Annotated in this window: 14 protein-coding genes and 1 other RNA gene; 6 read left to right on the top strand and 9 right to left on the bottom strand. The window is 46.9% G+C overall.

Features of this window, described 5'->3' with window-relative positions:
- On the top strand, positions 1-938 hold a 938-nt coding region (locus Q0101_RS08975), incomplete at its 5' end, for an SLAC1 anion channel family protein (protein WP_297944599.1).
- 221 nt (positions 939-1,159) lie between these two features.
- On the opposite strand, the gene Q0101_RS08970 is transcribed toward Q0101_RS08975, so the two are convergent.
- From Q0101_RS08970 to Q0101_RS08955, 4 genes are all read right to left on the bottom strand, one after another.
- Complete coding sequence (locus tag Q0101_RS08970; protein ID WP_297944596.1) at positions 1,160-1,465, bottom strand: lactoferrin binding protein; 306 nt, start codon at positions 1,463-1,465, stop codon at positions 1,160-1,162.
- Positions 1,466-1,514: 49 nt separating this feature from the next.
- Entirely contained in the window at positions 1,515-2,231 is a 717-nt protein-coding gene (locus tag Q0101_RS08965; protein ID WP_297944593.1) for a hypothetical protein, read from the bottom strand.
- A gap of 227 nt (positions 2,232-2,458) precedes the next feature.
- Positions 2,459-4,900, bottom strand: a complete 2,442-nt coding sequence (locus Q0101_RS08960; RefSeq protein ID WP_297944590.1) for a molybdopterin-dependent oxidoreductase — start codon at positions 4,898-4,900, stop codon at positions 2,459-2,461.
- Positions 4,901-4,913: 13 nt separating this feature from the next.
- Positions 4,914-5,480, bottom strand: a complete 567-nt coding sequence (locus tag Q0101_RS08955) for a hypothetical protein (RefSeq protein WP_297944588.1) — start codon at positions 5,478-5,480, stop codon at positions 4,914-4,916.
- A 127-nt stretch (positions 5,481-5,607) separates the two neighbouring features.
- Here Q0101_RS08955 and Q0101_RS08950 point away from each other — a divergent pair, with 127 nt between their 5' ends.
- Positions 5,608-6,189 carry a Crp/Fnr family transcriptional regulator gene (locus tag Q0101_RS08950; RefSeq protein WP_297944585.1) on the top strand — a complete coding sequence of 194 codons (582 nt, stop codon included), beginning with the start codon at positions 5,608-5,610 and terminating at the stop codon, positions 6,187-6,189.
- Between the two features lie 382 nt (positions 6,190-6,571).
- Here Q0101_RS08950 and Q0101_RS08945 read toward each other — a convergent pair whose 3' ends face one another.
- On the bottom strand, positions 6,572-7,600 hold the full coding sequence (locus tag Q0101_RS08945) for a hypothetical protein (RefSeq protein WP_297944582.1): 1,029 nt from the start codon (positions 7,598-7,600) through the stop codon (positions 6,572-6,574).
- A gap of 97 nt (positions 7,601-7,697) precedes the next feature.
- On the opposite strand from Q0101_RS08945, the gene Q0101_RS08940 reads away from it, so the two are divergent.
- The 3 genes from Q0101_RS08940 to Q0101_RS08930 all read left to right on the top strand — a co-directional run bounded on the left by Q0101_RS08940 (position 7,698) and on the right by Q0101_RS08930 (position 9,723).
- Positions 7,698-8,501, top strand: coding sequence for a transporter substrate-binding domain-containing protein (locus Q0101_RS08940; RefSeq protein WP_297944580.1), 804 nt, complete (start codon positions 7,698-7,700; stop codon positions 8,499-8,501).
- A 227-nt stretch (positions 8,502-8,728) separates the two neighbouring features.
- A complete protein-coding gene (locus Q0101_RS08935) occupies positions 8,729-9,541 on the top strand; it encodes a transporter substrate-binding domain-containing protein (RefSeq protein WP_297944577.1) in 813 nt (270 codons plus the stop codon).
- A 26-nt stretch (positions 9,542-9,567) separates the two neighbouring features.
- Complete coding sequence (locus Q0101_RS08930; protein WP_297944574.1) at positions 9,568-9,723, top strand: hypothetical protein; 156 nt, start codon at positions 9,568-9,570, stop codon at positions 9,721-9,723.
- A 92-nt stretch (positions 9,724-9,815) separates the two neighbouring features.
- Here the strand turns inward: Q0101_RS08930 and Q0101_RS08925 are convergent, their stop codons facing one another.
- From Q0101_RS08925 to Q0101_RS08910, 4 genes are all read right to left on the bottom strand, one after another.
- Entirely contained in the window at positions 9,816-9,938 is a 123-nt protein-coding gene (locus tag Q0101_RS08925) for a hypothetical protein (protein ID WP_297944571.1), read from the bottom strand.
- On the bottom strand, positions 9,931-10,518 hold the full coding sequence (locus Q0101_RS08920) for an HAD-IB family hydrolase (protein ID WP_297944568.1): 588 nt from the start codon (positions 10,516-10,518) through the stop codon (positions 9,931-9,933). The genes Q0101_RS08925 and Q0101_RS08920 overlap by 8 nt, the downstream gene beginning before the upstream one ends.
- Positions 10,519-10,630: 112 nt before the next feature.
- Positions 10,631-12,433, bottom strand: a complete 1,803-nt coding sequence (typA, locus tag Q0101_RS08915) for a translational GTPase TypA (RefSeq protein WP_297944565.1) — start codon at positions 12,431-12,433, stop codon at positions 10,631-10,633.
- A gap of 64 nt (positions 12,434-12,497) precedes the next feature.
- On the bottom strand, positions 12,498-12,917 hold the full coding sequence (locus Q0101_RS08910; protein ID WP_297896890.1) for a hypothetical protein: 420 nt from the start codon (positions 12,915-12,917) through the stop codon (positions 12,498-12,500).
- Between the two features lie 47 nt (positions 12,918-12,964).
- On the opposite strand from Q0101_RS08910, the gene ffs reads away from it, so the two are divergent.
- Positions 12,965-13,062, top strand: an RNA gene (gene ffs / locus Q0101_RS08905) — signal recognition particle sRNA small type.
- The last annotated feature ends 2 nt before the right edge of the window (positions 13,063-13,064 follow it).

Below are 13,064 nucleotides of genomic sequence, written 5' to 3'. Positions count from 1 at the left end.
CAAGCTGGCTGCAGCACTTTCCGATCATGTTTTACACCGTAGTTATGGGGCTTGGCGGACTGGCTCTCGCATACGAGCGGCTAAATTTGATATTTGATATCTCAGGCGCGGTTTTTGAGATTTTACGCGGCGCGGCGAGCCTAGCGTACGCGCTCATCTGCGCTTGTTACGTGGCAAAACTAATCAGATACCCGCAGGCTTGCAAGGCAGAGTTTTTCCACCCGGTGCGCGTAAATTTTTTCGCCGCATTTTCGATCGGCACGCTGCTAGTCGCTTCGCTCTGGCGGAATTTCGCGCCAGTTTATGACGCGCTTTTTTGCGTGGGCGTCGCGTTTCAGACCTTTATTACGCTGCACGTCGTGTCTTTTTGGATCAAAAATAACGTCCAGATCGCACACTCAAACCCCGCGTGGTTCATCCCGATCGTGGGCAATCTCTTCGTCCCGCTAGCCGCGCCCGCCACAAACGAGCTTGCGTGGTATTACTTTGCGATCGGGATATTTTTTTGGCCCGTGCTCTTTGCGGTTTTGTTTTACCGCATCATCTTTCACGATCAGATGCCGCAGAAATTTATCCCGACGCTTTTTATCGTGATCGCGCCGCCTGCGATGGCGTTTTTGGACTACGTCAAGCTCACCGGCAGCTTTGACGTCACGGCGAAGATCATGCTCTACATCACGCTATTTTTCGCGCTTCTCATCCTTTTTATGTTTAAAAGCTTTTTGCGGCTTAAATTTTTCCTCTCGTGGTGGGCGTTTACCTTCCCGACGGCTGCGGCTAGCATCGCATTTTTGCGAGCGTTTGAGTTTAGCGGGATCAAATTTTTCTTGTTTGCGGGGGCGGCGGGTTTTGCCATCTTATGCGTTTTTATAGGTATCGTGGGCTTTTACACGGCAAAAGCGATATTTAGCGGAGAGATTTTTACGGCGCAGAAGTGAGATTTTAGCGTAAATTCGGCGCAAAAGACGCTAAATTTAAGAGCTAAAATATCGCGCTATTTGCTTTAACTCGGATTTGAGACGTTTGTCGCCGCGTTTAATTTAAACCAAGCGGCAAATTTAGCTTTCTTAAGCACAAATTTAGATGAGGCGTAGCGACGCTTAACCGCGGTATTTTGCGAGATTTGCGTCGCCTAGCCTATCCTAGCCAAAAAAGCGAATTATTTTAGCAATCCGCTTGATTTTAGCATATTCGTAATCTCTTTAACCTCGGCCGTGCCCTTATGGCAAGCGACTTCTTGCTCCTCCTTGCTTAGCTTTTTTATGCTAGCGTAGTCGGCCTCAAACTCTTTTTTCGTCGCCTCCGCACTAAATTCCTTATTGCCCTGAGCTTTGGCTTGTTTTTCCATCGCGTCGATGAACTCGTAAGAAACCTTTTTGTACTCCTCGCAAGCAGCAGGCATCTCAGCAGCCGCAAGCTGTCCGGCAAAAGCGCAAAGCGCGACGAAAAGCAGTGATTTTTTCATATTTATCCTTTTTAAAAAATGCGGCGTATGATAGCGAAATTTGGATAAATTAGCCATGACGGGCGATAAGTTCGCTAAAAGTTATCTCGCGGACGTGAAATTTAACTCCGAGCGAGGCAAGCTTATCTTGCAACGGCAGTGCCAGCTCCTCTATGCCGTTAAATACGCAAAGCGGCAAATTTTGCGTCCTATCTTTTGTCGCCGCAAAGCTCTCGTCGTCAAAAAATTTCTTTAAAAACACTAGCGTTTTTACCTCATCGGCACCCAAGTCTTCGATGAAAACGCTGAAATATTTATATTCGGGCTCCGCGCGCGCTTCATCTTTCCGCGCGTAATCGTCCGCCAGCTCGCGGTAAAATTCGTTGTTTAAATCAGTAAGCGGCGCGATCGCATCAAGCGAGCAGGGTTTTTTAAGCGCGGCAAGGGCGGTTAAAATTTCTTCAAATTTAACGATGTCGTCCGCTACCTTTATCGGCTTCCACGAGCCCGCGCCGTGATAGGCAAAATACACGGGCGAGGCGTCCCCGAGGGCAAAATCCACAAAAAACGGATCGTCCATGCCGTTACGCGCGATGACCCGCCAGCTCTTTCGCCACTGTCCGGGCGTATCGTCCGCAAGCTCCTCGCCAGTTTTGCGGCTAGCGAGCCTATATCCCTCCTGAAAACTCTCAAACTCGCCCTCGTCAGGATAGAAAAACGGCAGCAAAACGGACTCTGAAACGATGCGTTTGCGGATAAAATTTTGGATCAAATTCGGAATTTGCACGGCGCGGCCTTTGGATTAAATTTGAGCGAATTTTAGCAGAGTTTTTAGTCTGTGCAAAATTTACGCCCAAATTCAATAAATTGCAAATCTGAGCGCGAAAAGACAAGCGGAAGTATCGCGAGATGATTTTGAGAGTTGTGCAGAAATTTTAAGTCAAGGCTAGACAAGTAGTCTGCCGCAGACTTAAAATTTCAAATCTCTCTCAAAAGCACTCGCGAGACGACGCGTTAAATACTTTGTAGGATTTTAGGTTTACTAAACGCTTGTATAGGTTTAATCTCCCCCTTAAATTTCTCGATTTGGGCTAGCACGGTGTGAGCCGAGTTGCTCTGCGCGAGACTTGACGTGCCTTTGTCAAAAGTTAGCACGTTTACGCAACCGTGCTGGCAGAGGCTCTTTTCGCCCCATTTTTCAGGGTCGTACCACGCGCCCTCGCAGATAGCTACGACGCGCTCAGGCACGATGTCGGTGACTAGTACGCCCGCTAGTATCTCGCCGCGGTCGTTAAATACGCGCGCGACGTCGCCCGTGGCTAGGCCGCGCTCTTTGGCGTCTTTTGGATTGATTAAAACCGGCTCTCTACCGCTAACTTCGGCGAAATTTCTAATGATAGAGTTGTTTAGCTGGCTGTGCAGGCGGTAGCGAGAGTGCGGGCTAACGACGTGTAGCGGGTACTTTTTGCTAGCGTTGCCTAGCCACTCTTTTGGCTCGATCCACGTAGGCATCGGCGGGCAGTCGGCGTAGTTCATCTTCGCTATCGTCGGCGAGTAGATCTCTATCTTACCCGACGGAGTGCCTAGGCGGTTTTTGGCCGGATTTTCGCGGAAGGCCGCTAGACGCGTGTATAGCTCGGTTTCGGTGTTGTCCTTTTCAAACCTCACGTAGCCTTTTTCATAAAATTCCTCAAAGCTAGGCATGGTTAAGCTTAGCCCCTTAGCCTGCTCGGCCGCGTCGGCGTAGAATTCCTTCATCCAGCCTAGCTCGTCCTTGCCCTCGCTAAATACCTCGCCTCTACCCCAGCGTTTGCAGATTTGCTCGCAGATCCAAAAGTCGCTCTTGCTCTCGCCCATCGGCTCTATCGCAGGTTTATATGCCACGATGTATTCGCCCGTAGAGCCCGTTTGGTTGATGTCGTTTCTCTCGACCTCGATAGCTACCGGCAGCACGATGTCGCTAAATTTTGCGGTGCTAGTCCAGTATGGCTCGGCGGTGATAACGGTGTCAAATTTACGCCACTGTTTTACGATGTTGTTTACATCCTGATGGCGCGTAAACATCGAGCCTGAAGCCATGTATGCCACTCTCATGTGCGGCAGCTTGATCTTAGTGCCGTCGTAGTCGATCTCTTTGCCCGGATGCTCTAGCGCCTCGATGCTGCGAGAGGACGGGATGGTGATGTTTTTAGTCGTTTTCCACGGCGCGCCGTCTACGTTTTCGTATTTCTCGTCGATGCGAGTGCTTAGGCCTTTTAGCACCGGAGCGATCTTGTCCGTAGCGCCCGCGGAGTCGTATCCTAGGCTAAACTCAAATCCTAGCCCCTCTTTACCCACGTGTCCTAGCATCGCGTTTAGCACCACTAGCGCCCAAAAAGGCTGCTCGCCGTGGTCGGCTCTTTGTAGCGCGCGGCCGATCAGCACGGTCGTAGGCTCTTTAGCCAGGCGCGTCGCAAACTGCGCTATCGTGCCCGCAGGTACGCCGCAAATTTTGCTCGCCCACTCGATGTCTTTTACGACTTTATCTTGCGTGCCGAGGAAGTAGTCTTTAAATTTATTAAATCCGACCGTGTATTTTTTGATAAATTCCTCGTCGTAGAGGTTGTTCGTAAACAGATAATGGCACATACCGATGATGAGCGCGGTGTCGGTATTCGGGCGCACGATGATATCTTCGCTGCCGAAGTAGCGCGCGGTGTCGTTTCTCATCACGTTTACGCTGTAGGTTTTGATTCCCGATTTTTTAAGCTCTTGCATGCCGATGTAGCCGTCGTGCGTAGGCGGAATGGATGAAATTTGATTGGTTACCGCAGGATCGGTCGCCCAAAATACGACGTTTTTAGCGTTTTTGACGATCGCTTTCCACGTAGTAGGCGCGTCATAAACGGCGCTTGAGCCAAGCACGTGAGGCATTATAACAAGCCCCGCACCGGTGGAGTAATCGCCGCTTTCCTCTACGTAGCCGCCTAAAATTTTAAGCATTCGGTGCGCTACGGTGCGTCCCCAGCCGATCTTGCCGCTGCCGCCCCACCAGTAGCACTCGCCGTAGATCGCCTCGGCGCCGTATTTGTCGAAATTTTCTTTCAAAGCCTTTGCGGCTAGATCAAGCGCTACGTCCCAGCTAACGCGTACGAACTCCTCTTTACCGCGCAGTTCGCTCTTTGCCGCGCCTTTTGCCTTTAAATAGCTTTTGCGCACCATCGGATATAGCACGCGGTTTTCGTTCTGCACGGAATCAGGTAGGCTGTAATTCATCGTGTTTGGAAATTTATCGCCCTCAAAATCGCTTACCGAAACTATCTGCGATGAGTTTAAATTTAGCCAAAAAGTGCCGAATCTATTCGCGCCGAATACCTTTTTGTTATCAAAAATCGTCTGCGTTACTCCCTCAATCCTGCTAGCACTTGCTGCGCTTGCGCCTAAAATCCCTGCCTTTAAAAAGTCTCGCCTTTTCATCTGATCTCCTTTATCATTCAGGTTTTTTTGCGTTGTGTTGTAGATATTTTATGATCAAATTTAGCTCGTCGCCCTCGAGCGCTACGTAGTTTGCATTGATCATCTCTTGTAAATTTGCAGGCCACTGATTTGCCGTGAAGCTCTTTGGCTCATGCAGGCGGTGACACGCTGAGCAGATCTGCTCGTAGTTCGTCTTTGCCTCCGCATAAAGCGCCTTAGCGTCCTTAGCTACGGCATCCGAACTGATCTCATAAACTCCCTCGACTTCGTACCAAACCTCGCCGTAATCGTCCTCGAGCTTTTTGCCCTTTTTAAAATTTGCTTCGACTTCGTTCGTAAAAATCGCGTAAATTTCAGCCTCTTTCATATTTTTTTGGATTTGAAGCTGATAGTTTTCGCTCACGACGCCTTTAATTTTAATCTTGGCAACGCCGCCATCGCTGGATATTACCTCGATCGGCGTTAAAATTTCAGCCTCGCCGATTGCTTTGCCGTCTTGCGAGATCGTAGCGGTTTTAGAGATCACCTCTCCGCCGAAAAGCGAACACGCACAGATAAATGAGATAAAAATTTTCCTCATAAAGTATCCTTTCTGGGTTGTCTTTAACGCGAATTATAAATCAAAGATAAATTTAAATTTGTCGCGATTGCGACGAATTTATCCTTTTTAAGTAAAATTTACGTGAAATTTTATGCAAAGAGCTGCTATGATAGATAGACTAAATAACGATTACAGCGAGAAATTCGACTTTTTAAGCAGGGAGCGGATTGCTAAATTTAGGCGCGAGAGCTATGCGCGCGGCGACGTGATCTACGCGCAGAAGTTTAAATTTATCATTCTGCTGCGTGGCAGGGCGAAGCTAAACTGCTACGAAAACGGCAAGGAATTTATCTTTAGCTTCGTAAAAAGCGGCGCCTACGTCTGCTTGGATAAAAATACTAGCCTTGAAATTTTAAGCGACTGCGAGACGCTGCAGATCAACATCTCGGAGCTTTTTGGGCTGCTTGGAGACGAGTTTGCAAGCTCGATCATAAACGCGCTTATCAAAAATATCTACTCGCAGCGAATTTTAATTAAAGAGATCGTCTTTGCAAAAATCCAGACGCGGATTTTAAATTTTTTAAATCGCATCGCAAACGCAGATAAGATCGTGGAGCTTCCCTTTAATATAATGACGCTGGCAAGCCTGCTCGGAGCGCCTCGCCAAAACGTCTCTCAGGCGATTACGAAGCTCGTAAATGACAAAAAGATCGTGAAATTAAAAGGAAATAGAATTAAAATTTTATAGTTTGAATTCGCGTGGCAGATGTAAATTTAATGCAAGACTATTTGAAAAGCTCGCGTCTTACAAGCTATTTGATTGTGTCTGAACACAATATATAGTGCGCTTTTGCGGCACACTAAAGCTGAAAGCAACCTTGAAATTTTAGTAGCGAGCGGCTAAATTTTAAAATTTACCTTCGCCGCCGCGCTGTCTGGCAAATACATTAAAATTTATCTCGAATGAACTTAATAGCGAGCTGTTTGATAAGCGGAGGAGGGTAGGTTAGGCGGAACAAATTTTGCTTTTTCGCTCGCGTTAAATGACAAAGTAGAGCGGCTGCGACTGGCGCAATTATAATAGCGAATTTATCTGCTTTGCACCGCCATAGCTGCTCAAATTTTAAAATTTACTTTTCTTTGCAGCTTAAAATTTTAGAAATTTTTACAGCGTCGTAAGTTTTCGCCTGCGCTTTTAGAAACTCGCAAAGCTCTTTCTGCTCGCACAGACCGTGCGAGAGCAGAAATTTCGCCGTCATCTCGTCATCCAGCACCACAGCTACTTTGATAAGTGTTTCGATCTCCTTTTTATCGATGCTCGCAAAGCTTTGAAATTTTAAAATTTCCTCCACATAGCGTAATCTCCCGTCACGGAATTCTTTAAATTTGGCGCCCGCGGCAAACTCCCTCGCGGCAAGCGGCAGCGCCTCCTTATATCCGAGAATAGAAACGTTGTTATCGCTTAAAAATATTAATTCGCTGCCCGCAACCGAGCCGACCACGTCTTTCGTATCTCGCGCGCCGTTTGCGATCAAAAACTTAAATGCCTCGAAATTATCGTTTGCCGCGGCATCTCGCAGCAGCCCGCTAGCCTTGACGTTCGCGCCGTTTTGCACCAAAAGCTCTAAAAGCCGCATCGCATCGGCGCTATCAAAGTGATAAAGCTTTGCCGTCTCGCCGCTAAATTTCGAGCCGAAAAAGATCGCGAGCTTTAGCGGCGAGAAAAAACCGCCGTCTCCGCCGTAATTGAGATTTGGTTTAAATTTAAGGATTTTTTCTATCCGCTCGAAGTCAAATTTTGAATTTCGCAGCACCTTCGGATTAAAAATGAAAGCAGTGAAAATTCTATCTTTAAACTCCCCGAAATCCTCGTCGATCCTGCCCCTGTTTTGCGCCGCGAATTCCAAAAGCGCGTCCAAGCCCGCATCTATCTGCGCATCGCTAGCATTTTCATCGTAAAAAATTTCAAAATTTGGCTGCGATAAATTTGACTCTGCTTGCTGTGAAGCAGAAACTCTCGGGTCATCCTTAGCGCCGCCGAAAACGCAGCCTGCAAGCAAAAGCCACAAAAAGATAAAATTTTTCATATCGCCCTCGCTTAAATTTTGCCCGATTATATCAAATCTAAGGCTAAATTTAACGGCGTCTTGAAATTTCATAAAAAGCAAACGACAAATAAATTTAGCCCAAAAAAGCGCCTTTTGATTTTAATTTCGCTAGAATTAGCCGTAAATAACCTAAACAAAGGAGCGGCAAATGAAACTACTTTTTACTTTGATCTTGCTTTGTGCAGGGCTTTTTGCAAACACGCTGCAAGAGATCAGAAATAGCGGCGTCATTAGAGTAGGCGTCAGAGACGGCAGACCGCCTTTTAGCGAGATTAGCGGTGGTAAATTTGAAGGCTTTGAGATCAAGCTTGCCAATGCGATCGCAAAGGCGATTTTCGGCGCTAAACAAGACGAAGTGCAGTTTGTCTCTCTAAGCGCCGCCGATCGCGTCTCATATCTAGTCAATAATAAAGTCGATATAGTTGCAGCTACCTTCGTCATCGATTCGGCGCGCAAAAATCATGTAGACTTCTCGATGCCGTATTTTTCGACCAATCTCGGCGTACTAACTCGCAAAGCGGACGCCATCAAAGATATATCGCGTTTGCGCGATATGAGGCTCATAACCGAAGAGGGCACGACCGTAGATAATTATCTCAAAAAAGAGAAATTTAGCAACGTAAGCTACTGCAAAAGTACAAGCGAATGCTACGCGATGATCCGTGACGGCAAAGCCGACGGATACGTCAATCTAAATATCACGGTGCTAGCCTACGCCGTCGTGGACGATACGCTCGAAGTGCCGTTTCAAAACTTCGGCAAGCCCGATTTCATCGGTATTGGCGTGCAAAAAGGAAATAAGGAGCTACTTGATTTTATCAACGCAGAGCTTGTAAAACTAAGTAAAGAGGGCTTTTTCAAAAAGGCTTATCAGGATACCTTTGAGCCTTTTTACCGCGGCACGGCGGATAAAAAATACTTCCTTTTAGATGGAATTTATGATTTGCTATAAAAGCGAGCTAGGAATCAAAATATAAAATTTATCGAAGGCAGTTTGCATAACGAATAAATCTTGGGATTTAAAATTTAGCAAATTTGCAAAATTTTAAATCCCCGCTTTGCCCCTAAATTTCAAACCTGCATACGCGCGGTAATTAAATTTTAAACCGCTTGCATTTATTTTCTCTAAAATATATAGTGCTATAATTATTCCGAAAACTAAAAAGTAGGGGGCTTTTTATGAGATTACTTTTTATTTTAGCCTTATTTTACGCTAGCATTTTTGCAAATACACTAGATGAAATCAGGCAGGCAGGGGTTATCAGAGTAGGCGTGCGCGAAGGTCGTCCGCCGCTAAGCGAGTCTAATAACGGCAAGTTTGAGGGTTTTGAAATCGAGCTTGCTAGCTCAATCGCCAAAGACATTTTCGGCGATAAAAAGGGCGAAGTGCAGTTCGTAGCCGTAACCGCAGGCGATAGAATCCCGTTTTTGAAAAATAACAAGGTCGATATGGTCATCGGCACCTTTATGATTACGCAAGAGCGTAAGAAGCAGGTGGATTTCTCACTTCCGTATCTATCGGTAAATTTTGGCATTGTAACGCGTAAAGAGGATCAAGTAAGGGATTTCGCGCAAGTTCGTGATATGAGAATTTCAATCGAAAAAAATCCCAACGGCTCAATGACCGAGCGCTATCTACGCAAAGAGAAATTTAGCAATTTAGTTTACTGCAAAAATACCTCCGAGTGCTATGCGATGATGAAGGACGGCAGAGCCGACGGCTACGCCAATGACAACATCATCGTCCTAGCCTACGCCGTAGTAGACGATACGCTCGAAGTGCCGTTTAAAAACCTAGGCGCGGCGGAATTCTTAGGCGTCGGCGTGCAAAAAGGCAATCAAAGCCTGCTTGATTTCATCAATGCCGATCTAATTAAGCTAAGCAAAGAGGGCTTTTTCAAAAAGGCTTATGAGGACACTTTCGAGCCATTTTACCGCGGCACTGCGGATAAAAAATACTTCCTGCTAGACGGAATTTACAACATGCTTTAGACCTTAGAATTCTAAGGCGCGGAATTTTGAAATTTCAAAATTCCGCTTCGCACACGGCGAGTGGAATTTTACGATCTGCAAATTTTGGAATTTTTGTAGCTGCAAAATTTCGTAAAATTCTAAAATTTAAAATTTTATCTCACGCTCGCTCGGTTTTAGAATATCTATTCCATTCAAAGTAAAATTCTACGCTACGAACAGAATTTTATACACGACGGAATTTTAGAATTTACCCGCACTGCGAATTTCAAAATCCATGCTGTAACAAAATCCCCTAGATAAGCGAGATAAATTTAAAAGGATAAAATTCTGCGTGAGCTAAATTCTGACCCACGGCAAAAGCGCAGTCGTCGCAGATACTATCGCTTAAGCTTTGTGGTCGCAGAAATTTACTCAAACACCTTGTAGTGCGCCTCATCGGCAAACTCGAGCATCTCGCGATCGCCTCTGCTGTCGCCGTAAGCGATAACGCGATCAAACGCGCTCACGTCATATGCCGCGCGCACGCGAGCGACCTTTTGCGCGCCGTAGCAGTTATGCCCCTCGATCTCGCCCGTGATAATGCCGCCTTTGCGCCGTATTTTAGTGCCTAAAAGCTCCAAGCCCTGTGCGTCACACCACGGACGTAGCCAATCTTCGAGCGAGGCAGTGACGATGACGATTTTATCGCCTGCGGCTTTGTAGCTTGCGATCTTGTCCATCGCGCTTTGTTTTAGGATATCTTCGATGTGAGTGGTGGAGTATTTTTTGCAAATTTTATCGAATTTATCGGCGCTCATGCCCGCAAAAAAGTAGCCCAAGAGCTTTCTGCGCGTAAAATTATTGCTCGCAAGACCTAGCTTATACGCCGCTAAAATGGGCGATAGCACCAAAATCCCGCGAAAAAATTTCTTAAATCCGACTACGTAGGCGACGAACTCGAGCAGCGAATCATCGCGCGTGATCGTGCCATCAAAGTCGAATAAAACAAGATTCATTGCCTCTCCTAGCAAAATTTTAGCAGCGTAAATTTTAAAATTTGCCTATAAAAAAGGCGTGAAATTTAAAAGCTAAATTTCACGCCGAATTTTAAAATTTCATTTTGAAATTCTATTTTTTCGCCATTCGTCTGCGCGTCGTAGGGTCTAAGTATCGCTTGCGCACGCGGATATTTACGGGCGTAACCTCCACAAGCTCGTCCTCCTCGATCCACTCCAGCGCGCGCTCTAAATTTAGCGCACGCGGCGGCACGAGCTTGATCGCATCGTCGCTACCGCTGGCGCGGACGTTGGTTAAATTTTTACCCTTGATCGGATTGACGTCCAGATCGTTCGGACGGCTGTGCTCGCCGATGATCATACCCAGATAAACCTTCGCCTGCGGAGCGATAAAAAGCACGCCGCGATCTTGCAGATTCCACAAACTGTATCCTAGCGCCACTCCGTTTTCCATACTCACGAGCGCGCCGTTTTGTCGCTTCTCGACCGCGCCGATGAAAGGGCGGAATTCCAAAAAGCTATGATTCATCACCCCTTCGCCGCGAGTATCGGTCAAAAACTGCGAGCGAAAGCCGATAAGACCGCGCGCCGGGATCTCAAACTCCATACGCGTTTGCCCATCGCCGGTAGGGTTCATCACCTTCATCTCGGCCTTTTTGCGGCCTAGTTTTTCGATGACGGTGCCGGTGCAATCATCGGGCGCGTCGATAACTAGGTGCTCGAAAGGCTCGCATTTGATGCCGTCGATCTCTTTGATGATAACTTCCGGGCGCCCGAGGCAAAACTCAAAGCCCTCGCGGCGCATATTCTCGGCTAAAATCGTGATCTGCAGCTCGCCGCGACCGCTTACTTTAAATTTTCCCTCGCCCGCGTTTTCATAGCGCATCGCGATGTTGGTTTTCATCTCCGCTTCCAAGCGCTCGTCAATCTTATTTGAGGTTACGAATTTACCCTCCGTGCCGGCTAGCGGTCCGTCATTTACGCTGAAAATTACGCTAAGGGTGGGCTCTTCGATATGTAGCGCATCAAGCGGAATCGGATTATTGGGATCGACGATGCTGTCGCCTACGTCAAGTGCGTCAAAGCCAGCGATCGCCACGATGTCGCCGGTGCCCGCCGCGTCGATGTCGGTGCGCTCAAGCCCGCTAAAGCCGATCAGTTTTGAAATTCTACCATTTATATGCGTGCCATCGGCTTTGGCTAACATAACACTTTGGTTTTTATTTATAGTGCCGTTGAAAATCCTAGCGATGCCAATCTTGCCTACGTAGTTATCGTAATCGAGCGTGAAAACCTGCAGCTGCAAAGGATTGTCATCGCTACCGCTAGGGGTCGGAACGTGAGAGATGATCGTCTCAAAAAGCGGCTTCATATCGGCGCTTTCGTCGCTTAGATCGTATTTTGCGTAGCCGTTTTTAGCAGCGGCGTAGATGACCGGAAACTCGAGCTGCTCGTCGTTTGCGTCAAGCGCTACGAAAAGATCGAAAATTTCATTTACCACGCGGTCCGGATCGGCTGCGGGCTTGTCGATTTTATTTACGACCACGATCGGCCGCAGCCCCAAAGATAGCGCCTTTTTGACGACAAATTTTGTCTGCGGCATAACGCCTTCTTGCGCATCGACGAGTAAGAGTACGCCGTCCACCATCTTTAGCACGCGCTCGACCTCGCCGCCGAAATCGGCGTGGCCCGGAGTGTCAATGATATTGATTTTAACGCCGCCGTAGTGGATGGCAGTATTTTTGGATAGGATCGTAATACCGCGCTCGCGCTCGATGTCGTTGCTGTCCATCACGCGCTCGCCGACTTCTTGGTGATTACCAAAGGTGCCGGACTGTTTTAAAAGCTCATCTACGATAGTGGTCTTGCCGTGATCGACGTGCGCGATAACCGCGATATTTCTGATATTTTCCAAAATTTTCTCCGTTTGCTATTTTAAAGGCTGACGATTATACTAAAAAAATTCTTAAGATAAAAATTTACGAGTACTCTTTGACTTCGCAGACAAAAAACTCATAAACGCGCTGTTGGATCAACGCGTCCTCGTCATCGTCGCCGATCAGACGGCGCAGATGCGAAAAATCGATCTTTTTGATATATTTTTTGTTATTTTTAATATCTCTGTCGATCTCTTTTAAAAGCGAGTCTAAATTTAGGCCTTTATAGGTCTTCGCCTTTAAGATATACTCTTTTACGATGGATACCAGTACGCCGATGCGTTGCTCGTCGCCCGGATAAATTTCGCCCGCTATATCTTTGATCACGTCGTAATCCTCGTCGGTCTGCTTCTTTTTGGCAAGTAGCATCGCGGCAAAAATTTTGGCTCTAAACTCGATAGAGCGATGATGAGGGATAAAGACCTCGCGAAATACGGATAGAAGATGATTTTTGAAATTCATTTATAACCTTACTTTAAGAAACATTTCCATATAATCCCGTTTGCCCTTTCTTAGACCTGTGCAATGCTTTTTTTAGGCACCGCTTCAGGGTAGGAATACAGCAGAGCACTTAGATCTCGCATGTGCCGCAGCCATCTGGGAAGGGGT

Source organism: uncultured Campylobacter sp. (genome assembly GCF_937921625.1).
Lineage (GTDB): Bacteria > Campylobacterota > Campylobacteria > Campylobacterales > Campylobacteraceae > Campylobacter_B.
Note: the sequence above shows the minus strand (reverse complement) of the source record. Positions and strands in the feature narration are given on the sequence as shown.

Coding starts and splice junctions, on each gene's coding strand:
- Q0101_RS08970 (WP_297944596.1), bottom strand. CDS start 1,465: ATGAAAAAATCACTGCTTTTCGTCGCGCTTTGCGCTTTTGCCGGACAG.
- Q0101_RS08960 (WP_297944590.1), bottom strand. CDS start 4,900: ATGAAAAGGCGAGACTTTTTAAAGGCAGGGATTTTAGGCGCAAGCGCA.
- Q0101_RS08955 (WP_297944588.1), bottom strand. CDS start 5,480: ATGAGGAAAATTTTTATCTCATTTATCTGTGCGTGTTCGCTTTTCGGC.
- Q0101_RS08950 (WP_297944585.1), top strand. CDS start 5,608: ATGATAGATAGACTAAATAACGATTACAGCGAGAAATTCGACTTTTTA.
- Q0101_RS08945 (WP_297944582.1), bottom strand. CDS start 7,600: ATGAAATTTCAAGACGCCGTTAAATTTAGCCTTAGATTTGATATAATC.
- Q0101_RS08940 (WP_297944580.1), top strand. CDS start 7,698: ATGAAACTACTTTTTACTTTGATCTTGCTTTGTGCAGGGCTTTTTGCA.
- Q0101_RS08935 (WP_297944577.1), top strand. CDS start 8,729: ATGAGATTACTTTTTATTTTAGCCTTATTTTACGCTAGCATTTTTGCA.
- Q0101_RS08920 (WP_297944568.1), bottom strand. CDS start 10,518: ATGAATCTTGTTTTATTCGACTTTGATGGCACGATCACGCGCGATGAT.
- Q0101_RS08910 (WP_297896890.1), bottom strand. CDS start 12,917: ATGAATTTCAAAAATCATCTTCTATCCGTATTTCGCGAGGTCTTTATC.